The 17,451-nt window shown below is 39.3% G+C and carries 16 protein-coding genes; 6 read left to right on the top strand and 10 right to left on the bottom strand.

Annotated features, from left to right (window positions below):
• The first annotated feature begins 45 nt into the window (after nt 1-45).
• Entirely contained in the window at nt 46-894 is an 849-nt protein-coding gene (locus SJ2017_RS12800; protein ID WP_055026300.1) for an ion transporter, read from the top strand.
• A complete protein-coding gene (locus SJ2017_RS12795) occupies nt 891-2,405 on the top strand; it encodes an MATE family efflux transporter (RefSeq protein WP_080916017.1) in 1,515 nt (504 codons plus the stop codon). Before SJ2017_RS12800 ends, SJ2017_RS12795 begins: the two co-directional genes overlap by 4 nt.
• A gap of 96 nt (nt 2,406-2,501) precedes the next feature.
• On the opposite strand, the gene SJ2017_RS12790 is transcribed toward SJ2017_RS12795, so the two are convergent.
• The 4 genes from SJ2017_RS12790 to SJ2017_RS12775 all read right to left on the bottom strand — a co-directional run bounded on the left by SJ2017_RS12790 (nt 2,502) and on the right by SJ2017_RS12775 (nt 7,334).
• A complete protein-coding gene (locus tag SJ2017_RS12790; RefSeq protein WP_244899688.1) occupies nt 2,502-2,786 on the bottom strand; it encodes a DUF2986 domain-containing protein in 285 nt (94 codons plus the stop codon).
• A 176-nt stretch (nt 2,787-2,962) separates the two neighbouring features.
• Nucleotides 2,963-3,418 (bottom strand): hypothetical protein, encoded by a 456-nt coding sequence (locus tag SJ2017_RS12785; RefSeq protein ID WP_055026298.1) that lies wholly within the window; start codon nt 3,416-3,418, stop codon nt 2,963-2,965.
• Nucleotides 3,419-3,622: 204 nt separating this feature from the next.
• Nucleotides 3,623-3,979 (bottom strand): glutathione S-transferase N-terminal domain-containing protein, encoded by a 357-nt coding sequence (locus SJ2017_RS12780; protein WP_080916015.1) that lies wholly within the window; start codon nt 3,977-3,979, stop codon nt 3,623-3,625.
• Nucleotides 3,980-4,178: 199 nt separating this feature from the next.
• The gene (locus SJ2017_RS12775) at nt 4,179-7,334 is read right to left on the bottom strand and encodes a DUF748 domain-containing protein (protein WP_080916014.1); all 3,156 of its coding nucleotides are present in this window, start codon (nt 7,332-7,334) and stop codon (nt 4,179-4,181) included.
• 259 nt (nt 7,335-7,593) lie between these two features.
• Here SJ2017_RS12775 and SJ2017_RS12770 point away from each other — a divergent pair, with 259 nt between their 5' ends.
• From SJ2017_RS12770 to SJ2017_RS12755, 4 genes are all read left to right on the top strand, one after another.
• The gene (locus SJ2017_RS12770; protein ID WP_055026295.1) at nt 7,594-8,025 is read left to right on the top strand and encodes a GNAT family N-acetyltransferase; all 432 of its coding nucleotides are present in this window, start codon (nt 7,594-7,596) and stop codon (nt 8,023-8,025) included.
• A gap of 92 nt (nt 8,026-8,117) precedes the next feature.
• Nucleotides 8,118-8,819: a DUF445 domain-containing protein gene (locus SJ2017_RS12765; protein ID WP_080917476.1), complete on the top strand. Its 702-nt coding sequence runs from the start codon at nt 8,118-8,120 to the stop codon at nt 8,817-8,819.
• Between the two features lie 263 nt (nt 8,820-9,082).
• Nucleotides 9,083-9,433: a VOC family protein gene (locus SJ2017_RS12760; RefSeq protein WP_080916013.1), complete on the top strand. Its 351-nt coding sequence runs from the start codon at nt 9,083-9,085 to the stop codon at nt 9,431-9,433.
• Entirely contained in the window at nt 9,414-9,647 is a 234-nt protein-coding gene (locus SJ2017_RS12755; protein ID WP_420876286.1) for a DUF1289 domain-containing protein, read from the top strand. The genes SJ2017_RS12760 and SJ2017_RS12755 overlap by 20 nt, the downstream gene beginning before the upstream one ends.
• A gap of 156 nt (nt 9,648-9,803) precedes the next feature.
• Here SJ2017_RS12755 and SJ2017_RS12750 read toward each other — a convergent pair whose 3' ends face one another.
• The 6 genes from SJ2017_RS12750 to SJ2017_RS12725 form a co-directional block, all read right to left on the bottom strand.
• The gene (locus tag SJ2017_RS12750; RefSeq protein WP_080916012.1) at nt 9,804-10,298 is read right to left on the bottom strand and encodes a GNAT family N-acetyltransferase; all 495 of its coding nucleotides are present in this window, start codon (nt 10,296-10,298) and stop codon (nt 9,804-9,806) included.
• Nucleotides 10,299-10,346: 48 nt separating this feature from the next.
• On the bottom strand, nt 10,347-10,574 hold the full coding sequence (locus SJ2017_RS12745) for a hypothetical protein (protein ID WP_080916011.1): 228 nt from the start codon (nt 10,572-10,574) through the stop codon (nt 10,347-10,349).
• Nucleotides 10,575-10,702: 128 nt separating this feature from the next.
• Entirely contained in the window at nt 10,703-12,367 is a 1,665-nt protein-coding gene (gene asnB, locus SJ2017_RS12740; RefSeq protein WP_055026290.1) for an asparagine synthase B, read from the bottom strand.
• Nucleotides 12,368-12,825: 458 nt separating this feature from the next.
• The gene (locus tag SJ2017_RS12735) at nt 12,826-14,499 is read right to left on the bottom strand and encodes a M28 family metallopeptidase (protein WP_080916010.1); all 1,674 of its coding nucleotides are present in this window, start codon (nt 14,497-14,499) and stop codon (nt 12,826-12,828) included.
• Between the two features lie 299 nt (nt 14,500-14,798).
• On the bottom strand, nt 14,799-15,545 hold the full coding sequence (locus SJ2017_RS12730; protein WP_080916009.1) for an HAD-IIA family hydrolase: 747 nt from the start codon (nt 15,543-15,545) through the stop codon (nt 14,799-14,801).
• A 164-nt stretch (nt 15,546-15,709) separates the two neighbouring features.
• A complete protein-coding gene (locus SJ2017_RS12725) occupies nt 15,710-17,086 on the bottom strand; it encodes an L-serine ammonia-lyase (RefSeq protein WP_055026287.1) in 1,377 nt (458 codons plus the stop codon).
• Nucleotides 17,087-17,451: the final 365 nt, after the last annotated feature.

Raw genomic sequence — 17,451 nt, 5'->3', positions numbered from 1 at the left:
TTCATATTATGCGGTACTTAATTAATGGTCATTTTTGAGTGAACTATGACGTCAGAAGAAAAGCAAGACACGCCATTAAAACGGCATATACGTTCTGTCATTTTTGGCACGGAAACTAAGCTAGGTCGATGGTTTGATATCGGACTCATCATTTGTATTTTATTCAGTGTATTACTGATAATTTTAGATACCATCGACAGTTATCATCAACAATATGGCCAAGCAATTTACTATGCTGAATGGGCGTTTACTTGGCTATTTACGATTGAATACTTGTTGCGGCTTTATGGCTCAATCAACCGCTGGGCTTATATGCGTAGTTTTTACGGTATTGTCGACTTACTGTCGATTTTACCGAGTTTTTTAGCATTGATATTCCCAGGGGCAAACGTCTCATTAGCGTTCAGGATATTAAGGCTATTTAGGGTATTTAGAGTATTAAAATTATTGCGCTACCTCAGTGAAGGAAACTTGCTGCTAAAAGCGATGATTCAGTCTCGCAGGAAAGTGTTTATTTTCTTCTTTTCAGTGAGCTTGATCATAATGGCATTAAGCGTCGTAATGTATGTGGTTGAAGGACCTGGAAATGGGTTTACTTCAATTCCAAAATCGATGTATTGGACCATAGTGACTATCACAACAGTTGGTTATGGCGATATCACGCCACAGACTAATTTAGGTCAGGCGATTGCTTCACTTACCATGCTAATTGGTTATTCAATTATTGCGATTCCTACAGGAATATTAACCGCTGAAATATCACATGAAATGGTTGCTGAGCGAGATTTAAGAAAGTGCAGCAATTGTGGTACTCGTGGCCATAATTTACAGGCTTTATTTTGTCATCACTGTGGTAGTGAATTAGAGCAACATCAATCAGAAGGGAAATCATGACCGAAGCTAAGTTTGTTCAAGGGTCGATTTTAAAGCACATTTTAGTCATGAGCTCAACGGCGGCAGTGGGAATTTCAGCGCTGTTTGTGGTCGATTTATTAGATATCTTTTTCTTAAGTTTATTGGGCGAAGTGGAGTTAGCTGCTGCGGTTGGCTATGCTGGCGCTATTTCATTTTTTACGACATCAATCGGCATAGGGTTGTCGATAGCACTGGGTGCACTGGTATCGAGAGCCGTTGGTGCTAAGAACATGGTTCTGGCTAAAAGGATGCTATTAAACAGTGCCGTTGTCTCGTTAATCACCAGTGTATTTGTTGCCATTACTGTATTTATTTTTATTCCTGAGTTACTTGCATTGGTAGGAGCTACTGGCGAAACCGCTGTACTTGCTGAGAGTTATCTTCGCATTTTAGTTCCTTCTTTACCTTTTATTTGTTTAGCGATGGCGCTTGGTGGGGCACTAAGAGCGATCGGTGATGCCAAGCTCTCTATGATGTCTACACTTGCAGGTGGTGGGGTTAACTTAGTCCTTGATCCAATTTTTATCTTTGCATTAAGTATGGGAATTGAAGGGGCAGCTGTAGCGTCAGTATTTGCTCGTATTGCGGTATTTGTTATTTCTGCTCGCGGCATTGTAGTTAAACATAAAATGTTGGGTAAATTTAATCGCCAACATTTTGTGGAAGATATTCGAACTATTTTTGCCATTGCGTTACCTGCAATGCTAACCAATGTGGCGACACCGATAGGTAATGCGGTAGTAACTAAAGCCATTGCAGACTTCGGTGATAGTTATGTAGCTGGTTGGGCAGTGTTAGGGCGATTAATTCCTGTGTGTTTTGGGGTGATTTTTGCTCTTAGTGGCGCAGTGGGGCCAATTATCGGCCAAAACTATGGCGCACTTGAGTTTGGCCGAGTTAGAGAAAGCTTAACAAAAGCCATTCAATTTTGTGTGGTATTTGTATTAGGTGTGTCGATTATTTTATTTGTCCTTAAACATCAAATTGTGTCGGCATTTGATATGCAAGGAGAGGCTGAGGAACTGATTTTATTCTTTTGTAATTATATCGCTATCTTCTTTATATTTAATGGCATTTTATTTGTTGCTAATGCTTCATTTAACAATTTGGGCAAAGCGAAATACTCAACTTTCTTTAATGTAGGTAAAGCTACTATAGGTACAATTCCATTTGTGTATTTTGGCGCCCAAATTGGTGGGGTGTATGGCGTACTTATTGGACAGGCGGTTGGCTCTATTTTATTTGGTATCGGTGGGGTTTGGGTTGGTTATCGACTCATTGATAAAATTACCAATAAAGAGCATGAACAAAAACTGCATCAACAAGCCCAACAAACCGAAGACAGTGAAATAGAACTGGAAATGAGTCCTAGCTCTTCACCGCAATCGTCATCTTATGTGCATTTAGCCCAGTTAAATGAAGAGCCTTTTTGTGAAGAGATTATTCGAGATGGTGATTTAGACAACCCTTTATCATCAAAAGATAAGTAACTTATATTTCAAAATAAGGCCTATTAAATAATAAAGCCCAGAAACTATGACGTTTCTGGGCTTTATTATTATCTATTTAGATAACAAATACTGCGGTTACTCTTCTTCAGCTTGGGCTTGTTCAGGCGAGGCTTCAGCTTGTGCCGCTTCAGCTAATTTCTGCTGCTCTTCTAATTCCATTTGAGCGCGAACGGCTTTCGAGATATACCCCACTTTTGGATTTTTTTGTGGGTTATCTTTAACGATTTTATTTTGCTTCGCTTTAGCCCGCTTAGCGGTCTTTTTGATCATTTGCTGTTTTCTGTTCATGGGACTTGCTAACTCGCTTAATGGTGCCGGTGGCACTTTACTGTCTAACTCACAACTATAAGAGTGGCTCATAGTTGCTTTAAATGATTAAGCTAAGTTTAGCTCAAACTGGCTGCAGGATATAGTTAAACTACTTATATAATCTATAGTGGGCGAATAAAGCACTGTTGAATCAGTTAATGCCGCTTTAAATTAAGCAATAGGATACTTAGTTATAGATTAATGGATATTTGAAGTTAAGGCGTTAATTAAAAGTTGCGGCTGAATTTTTCAATATCTTCAGCAGTTGCACCGTCATTACATTCGCCACGGATTTCTCCACGGCCTTCACTCACACTTCGGTTAAGGATCATGTAACCTTCTTTACAGTAACCAGTCATGTCGATGGTTTTTTGTAAACCGACTTCAACTTGTTGACCCCAAAGCTCTAATCGTTCTGCACGCTGTTCTTGCTCAATGGCATAACTTCGTGCGTTTTGGCGGCGGCGATCGATTCTTTGTTGGTGGGGGAGTGGGTCTTCAATGCCACGGTCACTTGCCGTTGCAACTTTTGCTTTGTAAGTAAAAAGCTTAATACCTTCACCTTTTATGGAAGTGCTAAATTTATCTTTGAATTGTCCTGCATAAGCTTCAGGCTCCAAAGGGGCAGAAGTACATGCAGTTAATAAAACAATACTGATTGCAATAGCAAAAATCTTTAGCACCTGAATATCCCTTTACCTATTTCTAAAATCAACTGGGTCTATTAAAAACGAAATTTATTTTTATTGATAGTTATTTATAACGAATTGAGCACTTCGGTATTGGTGAGAAGAGTGTCAACTAACAAGGTGTTATCCCGCCTGTAAAGAAGCTATATCGCAGTCTACAAAAGTAAACTGCGACCATAGGTTTTACTGACGTTTTGACTATGCGTATTGCTTTTCTAGGTAAGCAATAATGTCATTGGATTCATACATCCACTGAGTTTTTCCATCTTTGTCTATTTTTAAGCAAGGTACTTTTAGTTGGCCACCTTGCTCAATGAGCTGCTGCTTATTGGCATCTTGTTTGGCATCGACAATAGCTATTTCTAAACCTTGTCTGCGAATCGCACGGCGTACTTTGACGCAAAATGGACATGCCGCGTATTGGTAAAGGGCTAAACCATTTGTTTGCTCATCGATTTTTGCTTGCTCTGCAACTGGGCGCTGACGTTTTTTACCTGGAAATATAAAGTTAGCTAATAAGATAATACGACCGAGGATCCAACGAATAACAAACATACTGCTTCCTTTTTAAACTGGATGAATCAATTTAATTATATTTGTGGATGAATGCAGCATATAAAAGTGCACTTACATTCAAATTTAGCGACAGTTTACGTGATGTTATTCACAGATAATAGTCACTTGTGAGCCTTAACGTGTTTATCCTTGCAGGTTAAGGCTCAATTGCATTACTAGGCTTTGTTATACGGCAATGTTAATTAGCATCTAAAGTAAGTATTGCCTGTGCTTCTGATTCTTCCATATGCACCCGGCTTTCAAGAATGAACACTCTACTTGGGTCAATCAGTGCTTGCTCAACCAAGTAGGTTTTAACCGCTTTAGCACGTTGCTGGGCAAGTTGACCCAGTGCAGATTCACTAACGTTTTGTTGATTTAGCGTTAAGTTATACAGCGCGATATGCCATCTTCTTGCTAGTTCTTCTGCTGTAATTTCTGGTGTTTCAGCTTGTATTTGTTGTTTGATGAGTTGTGGATCTTGTTGAGTTTCATTTTGATATAGGTTCATTAATGCTGTCACTAACTCACCTTGAGTTGGAAATTGACTCGCAGATAAATTGGCTGGCAGTTCACTTATATCGAGCTTGGCGAGTGCAGCTAGTTTACTGTGCAGTTGTTGCTGCTGCAGCGCTTGTTGGTCGTTAACTAAATCAACGCTACCTTTAATGTTTAGCATCAATAATGGACGGTCATTCAGTGCAGTTGCTAGTTTACTAAGCGTCGATTGTTGATTGGCATCAATGATGGCTTGACCATATTCAAAACTCACTTTATCCATTTCTTCATCACTATCAACAAGACCTGCAAGTAACGAAAATGGCGCAGTAATCGTTTTAGTTATCACATTGGTAATGGCTGTCATGATGATGCTGCCAAAACTAAAGCTTGGAGAATCCAAGTCGCCATCTACATTGACACCTAAATCAATCACCCCATGCCTGTCTTGTAATAAAGCAATAGCAAGGGTGATTGGCAGTGAGGTCGCGAGTGAACTATTACTTGGCTTACCTAGTTGTAACTGATCAACAACTAAATGATTGCTACCCACTAATTGATTGTTTTCAAGCTTGTAGTTAAGAGCCAATGAGAGTTGGCCTTTATCAATATAGTATCCAGCATAGGTTCCTGAATAAGGATTGATTGAGGTTAATTCTACTTTGTTAAAAGCAAGATTAAGATCTAGATATGGGTTAGCAAGTAACGGGTTAACATCCCCTTTTAAAGTGACAGGCGCATACTTATCAATTTTACCTTCAAGATTCACTGATGCTCTTGTTTGTGGATTGGTTGAAATTTGGGTGATTTCGCCTGTTAGCTGCTCAATACCTGAAGCAAAATTAGGTGTAAGTGAGTTATCCGCAAAGAAAGCAGAGCTCTCTTTTAATCCGATACGGTTAATGCTAATAGCGAAAGCTGGCTCAGTTGAGCCTGTTGAACTGAGTTCGACATCAATAGGCGCTTCTTTTGACGCCGTGTCTGACTGGTCAATATCTTCAACCTCCTTACTGGCTGGCTGTACGATTAAGTCTGCAATATTAGTACTTCTGTCTTCAGCAATGACTAAGCGACTAAATAACTGGTTAAATTGGATTTCATCGATTAATAATGATCTTGCTAAATTATCGAATGTAAGCTGGTTAATCTTCATTGCATCCCAGTTGAGTAAGGGCTGCTTTAATACGTTATCTTTTATTTTTAAATCTAATACCGATGCTTGCCCTTTAAAAATGAGCTTTTGCTGATTGTTGGCACTTACGTGGCCCTTTGTATTAAATAAACCATCCTCTAAGGTGATATTCATAAAAGGAGCAATGTAAGGTTGTAGCTTGGTGAGATCCATATTCTGGTAATCAATATCAGCTTCAATGCTCATCAAGTTCGCATCGATCTGGCCTTGTGAGGCGAATTGGCTTTGGTCGTTAATCGATAAATCAAGTTGATAGTCAATCGGAGCAGAGAAATCTGATTTGATAACACCTGTTGATAAATTGATATTGGACATCTTCCAGAAATTACTCGTTTTGTTTGCCACACTTTCTGTGAGTTCAAACTGGTAATCATTAAGTTTGAATTGATGCAGCGTGACCAGCCATTGTTGCGCGCTGTTGTTATTGTCATGGCTCTTGAGATTATTGGCCGTAGCTTGGTTATCCGGTGCGTTATCTTTACTTTGTGTATTAATTGCTTGCTGCTGTTTAGGAGTGAACAACTCAACTAAGTTTATTCGTTTAGGCGCAACCGTTAACCAAAAGTCAGCATTGTTGGTTGTTAATAATGGGATATCGATGAGTTTGTCTTTAGAAGAAGCACTAAGACCTTCTAATGCTAATAAACTTATGGTTGCGACATTACGTTCAGTATCTTTTGTGACGATATTATCAAGTGCAATATCAGTATTAGTGAGCTCAATATTAACGGGTAATTCTGATGAGTCGACATTTGCCTCAAGTTGAGCGGCCACTGGTTCAGAAATGGCAAAATCAGTTGAAACATTCAAGTTTGCTGACGTTAATGACACATCAAACATACTGTCAATGAATGACCAATATTGCGGCAAAGTAATTTGAGTCAATGTAACCTGACCATTGGCTAATATAGGCGACAATTGAAATTGAGTGTTTAACGCTAAAACGCCTTTTTTATCATCAGTGATAGACAGGCTAATTTTATTTGCATCGACTGAATTAGCCAGTAAGGCATCGGTTCTAATCAATTGACCGTTAATTGTGATATTAGGGTAGGTAAGGCTTGATTGTGTTACCTTATCGTCAAAGTTAACACGCGCTTTGTTTAACTCAAATCGGTTAAGGTGAAGTGCTATCGGCGTTGCTTGATTGTCGCTTTCTGTTGGTTCCGAACTGTTGTTATTAGCCGCTAAAGTATCGAGAATATCGGAAAAGTTAAATTGATTTGAAGGGGTATTTAGGCGGGTGACTGCCCACTGGCTTCCTTCAATAGTGAGATAATCTAATGTAACGTTAAGATTAAGTAACGACTGCCAAAAGAGAAAATCAACCGATAGCGTTTCGATAGAAATGAAGTCAGTTGTACTGTCTTTCTCCGCGATAGAAAAACCATGTAAGCTGGTTTCAAAAGTAAATGGGTTGATTTTAATATCTTCAAGGCTTACTTGTCTGCCAAGTTGTTCCTCAAGAATTTTTGGAAGCTGTTTTGAGGCAATAAACGGAACCAGTAAGCCTAAAGTCAAAATAAATAATAAGTAAATAAATGAAATTGTTATCGCAGCTTTTTGGTAACGAGGGCGATTTGAATAGGCGAGCTTCATTTTAGTCAACAACGACATCATAGTACGACTGCTTCTTTTGGTTTTAGACAGTGAATATTTTGACATTTTATCTAATTTATCGTTCAGTTACTTGCTTGTTTAAATATTTTTACAAAAAAGATTCACTTTTGTTTTTAAATGGACAAAAGTAGTATTTCAATTTAAGCTAATGTATTAATGAGATTTTTATTTTAAAATTGAGCTGACTGTTCTGCTATAACAGTAGAATGAACTCTCATCTGACTTATTTCGCAATTGAGCTGTATCATTCAGTAGCGATAAAGGATGGCAAGTGAACAGCAACAACATTTTCAAGGACGAAACAATGCAAATCCGCCTGGCTTCAGAGTTTGATACCGATGTATTGGTCAATTTATTTGATGAATACCGTCAAAGTATGGGGTTTAAATCTGAACCAAAAAATTGTCGAAATTTTGTGAGAACTCGTCTACAAGAAAATGATTCGATGATATTTTTGGCTTGGGAACAAGAGCATTGCCTTGGCTTCATCCAACTTTACCCGTCTTATTCTTCTTTATTGCTAAAACCTGTTTGGTACTTTGACGATGTTTATGTTGATTCAGCCAGACGTGGCGAAGGCATTGCCGCTAAACTCATTGCTAAGGCCAAGTTATTAGCTGATGGTACTGAGGTTATTTTGGTTAAACGAACAAAAGTGCTCGATAACGAACTCGAGAAAAACTTAACTAACATGACCGAGACAGAAGGGATGTACTTATACCATTCCGATATGTAAGTGAGCGTTGATTTAATTAGCTTGTAAACTAGCATCTAGCCTTTGGAAATTGATAAAATGCCAAAGGTTTTTTTATGTCTGAGGGTTTTAGGTTGAATAAGAGTTTAGTCACTAACATCATTGCTGCATTATTTGTATTGGTAGGTTATGTTGCCGCTTTACCTATGGTGTTCACTATAGGGTTATTTGCGTTATCTGGTGCGATAACAAATTGGTTAGCTGTGCATATGCTTTTTGAAAAAGTCCCTGGTTTGTATGGTTCTGGTGTGATCCCTTCACGGTTTGAGGAGTTTAAAGCAGGCATTAAGCATTTAATGATGTCGCAATTTTTTACTCAAGAAAATATTGACCGCCTGTTAACAGAGAACAGTGCATCAGCCATTGATTTAACGCCAGTGATCGACAAAGTTGATCTTGAACCGTCATTTGATGCGTTAGTTAATACGGTAGAAAACTCTTCATTTGGCGGAATGCTGTCGATGTTCGGTGGTACTGAGGCCCTAATACCTTTAAAAGAGCCTTTTATTGAAAAGATGAAAGCGTCATTAACTGAACTAACACAGAGTGAAGAGTTCAATCAGATTTTAGTTAATGAACTAGAACAGCCCAACGTGATGGCTGATCTGCAAGCTAAAGTATCTAACATTGTCGATCAACGTTTGGATGAGTTAACTCCAACAATGGTTAAAGATATTGTTCAAGAAATGATACGTAAACATTTGGGCTGGTTAGTGGTGTGGGGCGGTGTTTTTGGCGGTGTCATCGGGGCTATTGCAGCAGTGCTTCAGGCCTAAAACAATTCGTTATTTAACACGCTAACAGCCTCTGTTAAGTGTGTATTTGGCGCGACTTAAATGCTTCAAATATTACCTCAGCCACCTTTACTAAGGTGGCTTTTTATTTCATTATTTTCATCAATCTGGACAGTAAGTTTAGTTGAGTTATTCGACATCCGTTGATAAATCCACTATTTTGGATAATCAGAATCAACTTTTTCGACATCTTATCGCTTAATTTGGGCTGGATGACCATTTCGCCAATAACTAAGGGAATGCTTATGTCAAATCATCATAAAGTCAATTACTTAGAAATACCGGTTAACGACCTTACTAAAACAAAAACGTTTTTTTCTGACGCTTTTGGTTGGCACTTTAAAGATTATGGCCCTGAATACAGCTGCTTTTTGGACGTTGGCATTGATGGTGGTTTCTATTTGTCATCAACTCACTTTAACCTTGAAAAAGGTTGTCCGTTAATCGTGCTTTATAGTCAATGCCTTGAAACCAGTGAACGTAGAATTTTGGCTGCTGGTGGATTGATTACTAAAGCTGTATTTAGCTTTCCTGGTGGGAAAAGGTTTCATTTTAGTGATAATAATGGCAACGAATATGCCGTTTGGTCAGAGTAAAATGGCCAACTTAAAGACTAATAACATTGCTGAAAATCAACAAAATACGATCGTTAATTCACCTTGTATCGGCAATTGCTGTTTAGATGAGCAAGATGTGTGTTTGGGTTGTCACCGAAGGTTAGATGAAATATTGGGGTGGCATAAAATGACCGACAACCAAAAAAGAGAGCATATACAGGCACTATCTCAACGATTAACGTCGCCTAAATGAATTGTCTTCTAGGCGAATGATTACCTTCTGAAGTGGTTAATTGATAAAGCCACCGATACATTACAAACATATGTGAGGGCCAACCAGGTAGCAGTTGAGACGACGAAGTGATTGCTCTATCTCATTATTTCAAAATATTGTTATTTCAAAATATTGTTATTGCTCAGTCTCAGTTTTAAATAAGCTAAACCCACGAGCCTGATAATTTTTTAAGGCGCTAGGATGGTCTAAAGAGCACGTATGTACCCATACTCGCTTAGTATTTGGTAGTGCCCAAGCTTGCTTTATAGCTTCACTAAGTAAGTAGCCGCCCATTCCCTTACCGATAAACCTTACTCCTAGTCCAAAGTACATTATTTCAACTTGGCCGTTGGTTTGTTGTTGCAGCTCAAAATAGCCTGCAGGTGAACCTTCAAAATAAGCAACGTACAAATGTAAGTGAGGATCTTCGCTATAGCTTTTCCATTGTTGCTCTGACCAGCCCAATTTGTCGGTCCACTCCCACGCTTCCCCAGCAAACTGATATAGAAACCGATTGAATTCAAACTGGGGAAGCTTGGCTTTAGTGACAATTAAACCTTTAGCATCTGATTTTGCGTTTAATTGACTTGCATGGGTCATTTCTAAATGAAAAATTGTCACATCAGACATGGAAAACCTTTAAAAATAGCTGGAGCAGTGATTATAAGATTGCAGATATCAACTTACTGGTTCTAAAGGCGAATTATCTTTAATCATGACTAAAACTGCAATATAAATTAGTGCTAAAGGTGGAAAGAATGCGAGTAAGAAGCCAATCGCTGTGGCTAACTTAGGTGAAGAGGTTTTTTTACTCCCTAATTTATAACTGCTCCATGTAATAAAAATGGTAAATGGCACCCAAAGCACCACGAGTAATTGTCCAATAAAAGAGGCATTAATTGACATTATTTAATCCTTTAAATATTGAGTTTATAAGTAACTGTTAAACTAGCATTGAAAATATAGCATAAAAACAAGCATAAAAAAGCCATCGACAGTCGATGGCTTTTTTATCAATAGGTTATTTATAACAACTAATAAGCACTGTCATGGACGTTTTTAACAGCACGACCTGAAGGGTCATTAATGCCTTGTAAACTCTCATCCCAAAGTAATGCTTCAGGTGTAGAGCAAGCGACCGTTTTCCCGCCCGGTACTGTTTCAGCTGCTGACTCTAATGGGAAGAACTCTTCAAAGAAGCAACGATAGTAATAGGCTTCTTTTGATTCTGGCGTGTTGTACGGGAATCTAAATTTAGCGTTGGCTAATTGTAAATCATCCACTTGCTCTGCAGCGATGTCTTTAAGGCCATCAATCCAAGAGTAACCAACACCATCACTGAATTGCTCTTTTTGACGCCAAACGACTTCATGTGGCAATGCATGTTCGAATGCTTCACGTAAAATGTTTTTCTCAATACGACCTTCTTTTGACATTTTAGCTTCAGGATTGATACGCATAGCGACATCCATAAACTCTTTGTCTAAAAATGGAACACGTGCTTCTAGTCCCCAAGCCGCCATGGCTTTGTTTGCTCGTAAACAATCAAATAGGTGTAATTTATCGAGTTTACGTACTAACTCTTCGTGGAATGCTTGTGCATTAGGTGCTTTATGGAAATATAAGTAACCGCCAAATAATTCATCAGCGCCTTCGCCTGAAAGCACCATTTTAATGCCCATCGCTTTAATTTTACGGGCCATTAAGTACATTGGTGTCGCTGCACGAATAGTCGTAACGTCATAGGTTTCAAGGTGATAAATAACTTCTTTAATCGCATCTAACCCTTCTTGGAAGGTGAAATGGATTTCGTGGTGAATTGTGCCAATTGCATCGGCCACTTTTTGAGCTGCGATTAAATCTGGTGCGCCTTCTAAACCAACAGCAAATGAATGTAGTTGTGGCCACCAGGCATCGGTTTCGCTGTCATTTTCAATACGACGTTTAGCAAAGGTTTGCGTAATTGCCGAAATAACTGATGAATCTAACCCGCCTGATAACAATACACCATAAGGTACATCTGACATTAATTGACGTTTAACCGCAGCTTCTAAAGCATCTCGCAATTCTTCTTTACTCGCGGCATTGTCTTTTACTGCTTCAAAATCTTGCCAATCACGTTGGTAGTATTGGGTTAATCCTGCGTCTTTAGAATAGTGGTAATGGCCTGGTGTAAACTCTTCTACTGTTTTACATACCGGCATTAACGCTTTCATTTCTGATGCGATGTAATAGTTACCTAGACTGTCACGACCAGAATAAAGCGGGATAATGCCCATATGATCACGGCCAACTAGAAATGCATCTTGTGCTTTATCGTAGAGCACAAACGCAAAAATACCGTTTAGTTTATCTAAAAAATCGACGCCGTATTCTTGATATAAAGCTAAAATCACTTCACAGTCTGAGTTTGTTTTATAACGGTATTTTTCGCCTAGCTCTTCTTTTAGCTGTTTATGGTTATAAATCTCACCATTTACTGCCAGTACAATGTTGTCATCTTCACTAATTAGCGGTTGTGCGCCGTGGTCAACGTCAACAATCGCCAAACGTTCATGTGCCAAAATTGCTTTATCGTCAGCATAAACACCTGACCAGTCGGGTCCACGGTGGCGCAGTAGCTTAGACATTTCTAAAGCCACTTGACGCAATTCTTTTGCGTCTGATTGAATATCTAATATTGAAAAAATTGAACACATAATTTGGCTCCAGAATCGCTATATCTACACTTAATAATCTTTATCTGGAAATTACTTTGACAGCATTTTTCTCAAGGTTCAACTGTAATTTTTGAATAATCGTCAATATTATTAGGTTTTTAGTTGGTTAAATCTGTTTTTGTTGGCCTTATTTTTGAGGTTTATCTATTTTTTTGTAGCTACCATTGATGAATATTTATTTTGACTGGGCAGATAGCCCAAGAATTTTAAGATTGTGGAATCGAAAGTGATTAAATTTTTCAGGTATTTTAATAGGGGAGGCTTGAGGTAGTTTTATACAAAAAATCCCTTGAGGTATACAAACTCAAGGGATATTAATTAAAGATACTGTTAATACGACTTATATTGTTAAAGGTCAATGCTATTAACTCATTGCAGGATTAACTCAATGTGCGATTAGCTCAATATGTTATTAATTCCTGCAAAATTAGTAAAGGTTAGTCCTTTGCTGGTCTAAGCGAATTAAATTCCGAACCTTGATAATAGCCAGGCCAATCATCGTTATTGGCTAAAGATTTCGCTGATTCAAAATACACGGCTAAATCTTGTAAAGCGCCAGAAAGGTCCCAGTCTTCATGATAATGATCGCAAACACTGTGATAGCATCCTTTCATTTTTTGTTGCATCGCTTTTTTATACTCTGCAGTTTCGTCATCTAGCGGAATACTACCACCACCAGCAAATACCGCTGGTACCCCTAATTTTGCAAAGCTGAAATGATCTGAGCGGAAAAATCCGCCTGATGCAGGGTTACGTTCGCGAGTAGCGTGACGGTTTTGTTTATTTGCAGCATCAATTAAATAGCGCTCAAGTTCTGACTGGCCTTTGCCAACAATGGTGTAATCTTGCGTCTTGCCATAAACATTAGTGCTATCAAGGTTGAATACCGCAACGGTTTTATCAATCGGGTAGATTGGATTTGCAGCATAGTAACGCGATCCCAACAGCCCTTGTTCTTCACCTGTTGTTGCTATAAAAGTTAATGAACGTTTCACGCCTTGGCCATTTTTGGCTTGTGCAGCAAATTGACGTGCAATTTCCATTATCCCAGCTGTTCCCGAGGCATTATCTAATGCACCGTTATAGATGTTATCGCCATCTTTGCTTGGGTCTATACCAATGTGATCCCAGTGAGCTGTAAATAGAATGTGTTCATCGCTTGCTTCAGTTCCCTCAAGAGTTGCAACCACATTATAGCTGTCAGCGTATTCAGCCTTACTGGTAAATTGAATATCTGCGGTTTGATTTAACTCAAGATGAATCGCGCTATCTGCAGCACGTGCCATTAATGGCTCCAATTCAAAACCGGCTTTTTTGAACAAGGCATTAGCGCTTTCCATTGTCATCCAACCTTCAACAGCAACGCGTTTATCTTGCTCGGCTTGATTTAAGACAAGATCTTGTTGTGCACCAGTCCAGCTGTTTTCAACAACAGACCAAGGGTAAGATGCAGGAGCCGTATCATGGATTATGATTGCACCTAATGCACCTTGACGACTGGCTTCTTCAAACTTATAGCTCCAGCGGCCGTAATACGTCATTGCTTTGCCGTTGAATTTATCTGACTCTGGGTGAGCAAAACCTGGATCGTTAACTAAAATGACCGCTATCTTGCCTTTCATATCAAGGTTTTCATAATCATTCCATTGATACTCAGGTGCATTAACTCCGTAGCCAACAAACACCAAAGGCGCATTTTTAATATTAACCCCACCTTTATCGTGACGGCTTCCCAGTACGATATCTTGGCGATAATGCATATCAATGCCCGCCAAGCTGATAGCTTGGTCTTCACTTGCGGTATAACTCACCATAGGAACCGGTTGTAAAAAGCTGCCTTGATAAGCGCCTGTTAAACCCATTTCAGTAAATGCTGCAGATAGGTAATCAAGGGTGAGTTTTTCTCCTTTTGTTGTCGGGGCGCGGCCTTCAAACTCATCTGATGATAAGGTCTTGATATCGTTTCTAAAACGAGATTCATCAAACGTTACTTTTGTATCTGTAGATACCGCAGAGGTGTTTTTTTCCGCTTGGTTCGGAGCAGTAGGGGCATTTTGTGGGCTACAAGCCGTGATGAGTGCTAACGCACAAAATGGCAGCAATTGCTTCATAGGTTGTCCTATTGTTATTTTTAGTCTTAATCCGAGTTAAAACCGCTCAATGTAGTATAAATGCGGTTTTACTATGCAGGCATAATGAATCAAGCCTATATTGCATTCAATAGAGAAGGCTTGAAATTATGTTACCTAATGTTAATCAGAGAAATTTTCAGTTATTTAAACTGTTAAATAACTTTTTTGCTGATGTAAATATGGGATTATGCTAGTTAGCCTCTGAGATCTTGATACCTAAGAGGCTAATTTTAGCTGAGTGGATGACTTGAGTAGATAAATGGAGTTTTTGTCGGAAATTAAACGACGTCAATATCGCCAGCACATTTAAACACATGATTAGGCCTGAACGGTTCTTTGTCGATATCTGCCATTTGGCTGACACCACTGGTGACTAGAATCGTTTCAAGACCCGCTTGAAAACCTGCCAATATATCGGTGCGCATGTTATCGCCAATAATGACGGTATTCTCTGAATGGCCTTTAATGTGGTTTAACGCTGATCGAATAATCCATGAGCTAGGTTTGCCCACATAAAATGGCTTTTTACCGGTAATGCGTTCAATTGGTGAGCATAAAGCGCCACAAGCAGGGCTGTATGCTGGACCATGAGTGTCGGGGTTTGTAGCAATAAAGCGAGCACCATCAGCGATAAAACGGGACGCTTTGTGGATCATGTCCCAGTTAAATGAGCGAGTCTCACCAACAATCACAAAGTCAGGATTAATATCAGTAATCGTAAAGCCAGCATTATAAAGCTCGTGAGTCAGGGCGCCTTCACCAATGACGTATGCTTTACTGCCTTTTTGGTGCTTTAAAAAGTCCGCAGTTGCCATTGCAGAAGTGTAAAAGGTACTTTCAGGAACATTAATGCCAGCAGCGCCAAGGCGGTTTTGTAAATCTTTTCCTGTTTGAACAGGGTAGTTGGTAAGAATAACCAGTGGATTGCCTTGCTCGAGTACTCTGTGGATAAATTTATCACTTCCGGGGATCAGTTTATTGTCGTGCAGTAAAACGCCATCGATATCGCAGATAATATTTTTCATTGATTACTCTTTATTGATGAATGCTTTCATCATATAAAGGCATTTTTATGTAAAAAACAATCGTAGTGTGCATGATTTAAGCAAAAAAAGCGAAAGTGAGCTTTGGGAGAGGAATGCGGAACCATTTTTGGTGATTCCGCAAAAAACAATTTATTGTGGATAGGTTAACACTCAACTATATTGACTGCTAAGCCACCTTTGGCCGTTTCTTTGTACTTACTACGCATGTCTTTACCGGTGTCCATCATTGTTTTTATCACTTTATCAAGTGTGACTTTATGGTTACCGTCGCCACGCAACGCCATACGAGAGGCGTTAATTGCCTTTACAGCGCCCATTGCATTACGTTCAATACACGGTACTTGCACTAATCCGCCAACAGGATCGCATGTTAATCCAAGATTATGCTCCATACCGATTTCTGCCGCATTCTCTACATGCTCTACAGTGCCGCCCATAATTTCTGTTAGTGCTGCAGCTGCCATTGAACAAGCGACGCCCACTTCGCCTTGACAACCCACTTCAGCACCAGAAATAGAAGCATTTTTCTTATACAAAATACCGATAGCAGCGGCAGTCAACAAGTAGCGGCAACATACATCAATGTCCACTTCTTGCACAAAGGTGTGATAGTAGCAAAGCACTGCTGGAATGATGCCAGCTGCGCCATTAGTCGGAGCGGTGACGACGCGATCGCCTGCAGCGTTTTGTTCATTGACTGATAACGCAAATAAATCGACCCAATCCATTGCTGTTAATGGATCCATATTATTACGGCCTTCGGCTTGTAAGCGGCGATATAAAGCGGGTGCACGTCGACGAAGTTTAAGGCCACCAGGTAGCATGCCTTCTTTTTGATAACCACGTTCGATGCAGTTTTTCATCGTTTGCCAGATGTCCCATAAGCCCTGTTTTACCTCTTCTTCAGAAGCAATACTCAGTTCATTGGCCATCATTAATGACGAAATGCTTAAACCATTTTCACAACACACATCAAGAAGTTGCGTGGCTGAATCAAAATCATAAGGGGCTGATTTTATCGGTGTTGCAGGTGAGGCATTCGTTTGGGTGATTTCATCTTCATCTAGAATAAAACCGCCACCGACAGAATAATAAGTACGTTCATAGATACAACTGCCTTCGCTATATGCATATAGCGTCATTGCGTTGGCGTGAGCAGGTAAACTTTTACGACGATGATAAGTAATCCCGTTATCACGGGTAAATTTGACTGTTCGTCCATCTGCAATCGTTAGGGTTTGATTGGCTGATACTTGCTCTAAAATGGCGTCGATGGTGTCAGTATCAACGGTATCAGGATCTTCGCCCATTAATCCAAGAATGACCGCTTTACCTGTACCGTGACCTTTACCCGTTTGGCCTAAAGAGCCAAATAATTCTGAGCGTAATTCATCGGTTTGCGCAAGTATATTTTGTGCAGCTAAATGCTGCATAAATAACTTACCAGCCTTCATTGGACCGACAGTATGGGAGCTTGATGGTCCAATACCGATTTTAAACATGTCAAATACACTAATCATTGTTATCAACCTTTAATTCAGTCGTTTTTTATTATAGTCGTTTATTATATTCGTCGTGTCGTTTGAGATAGATTTGTCAGCATAAGAGCCTGAGCCAATGCGTCACTATATGCAGATAACAAAACAAGTAATAGGCGGGTTGTTTTCGTTATTAACTGTTTCTCTATAGGAGATTTCTCTGCATAATAGTCGCCACTAAACATGTTTAGATTAATGGCTTAAATATAATCTAGGTTCAAATCACGATAGTTATTTTACTGAGTATCCCATACTTTTTACGAGTTCGTTCATTAGATTTTTTTATGCGACATACTTCACATTAGTTGAGGTTATTGCAAGGGGAAACTCAATGGTAACTATTCATA

This window comes from Shewanella japonica (assembly GCF_002075795.1).
Classification (GTDB): Bacteria; Pseudomonadota; Gammaproteobacteria; order Enterobacterales; family Shewanellaceae; genus Shewanella; species Shewanella japonica.
Note: the sequence above shows the minus strand (reverse complement) of the source record. Positions and strands in the feature narration are given on the sequence as shown.

What these genes read in the sequence shown, in the direction of transcription:
- SJ2017_RS12800 (WP_055026300.1), top strand. Translation starts at nt 46, where the DNA reads ATGACGTCAGAAGAAAAGCAAGACACGCCATTAAAACGGCATATACGT.
- SJ2017_RS12795 (WP_080916017.1), top strand. Translation starts at nt 891, where the DNA reads ATGACCGAAGCTAAGTTTGTTCAAGGGTCGATTTTAAAGCACATTTTA.
- SJ2017_RS12790 (WP_244899688.1), bottom strand. Translation starts at nt 2,786, where the DNA reads ATGAGCCACTCTTATAGTTGTGAGTTAGACAGTAAAGTGCCACCGGCA.
- SJ2017_RS12780 (WP_080916015.1), bottom strand. Translation starts at nt 3,979, where the DNA reads ATGTTTGTTATTCGTTGGATCCTCGGTCGTATTATCTTATTAGCTAAC.
- SJ2017_RS12775 (WP_080916014.1), bottom strand. Translation starts at nt 7,334, where the DNA reads ATGTCAAAATATTCACTGTCTAAAACCAAAAGAAGCAGTCGTACTATG.
- SJ2017_RS12770 (WP_055026295.1), top strand. Translation starts at nt 7,594, where the DNA reads ATGCAAATCCGCCTGGCTTCAGAGTTTGATACCGATGTATTGGTCAAT.
- SJ2017_RS12760 (WP_080916013.1), top strand. Translation starts at nt 9,083, where the DNA reads ATGTCAAATCATCATAAAGTCAATTACTTAGAAATACCGGTTAACGAC.
- SJ2017_RS12755 (WP_420876286.1), top strand. Translation starts at nt 9,414, where the DNA reads ATGCCGTTTGGTCAGAGTAAAATGGCCAACTTAAAGACTAATAACATT.
- SJ2017_RS12750 (WP_080916012.1), bottom strand. Translation starts at nt 10,298, where the DNA reads ATGTCTGATGTGACAATTTTTCATTTAGAAATGACCCATGCAAGTCAA.
- SJ2017_RS12745 (WP_080916011.1), bottom strand. Translation starts at nt 10,574, where the DNA reads ATGTCAATTAATGCCTCTTTTATTGGACAATTACTCGTGGTGCTTTGG.
- asnB (WP_055026290.1), bottom strand. Translation starts at nt 12,367, where the DNA reads ATGTGTTCAATTTTTTCAATATTAGATATTCAATCAGACGCAAAAGAA.
- SJ2017_RS12735 (WP_080916010.1), bottom strand. Translation starts at nt 14,499, where the DNA reads ATGAAGCAATTGCTGCCATTTTGTGCGTTAGCACTCATCACGGCTTGT.
- SJ2017_RS12730 (WP_080916009.1), bottom strand. Translation starts at nt 15,545, where the DNA reads ATGAAAAATATTATCTGCGATATCGATGGCGTTTTACTGCACGACAAT.
- SJ2017_RS12725 (WP_055026287.1), bottom strand. Translation starts at nt 17,086, where the DNA reads ATGATTAGTGTATTTGACATGTTTAAAATCGGTATTGGACCATCAAGC.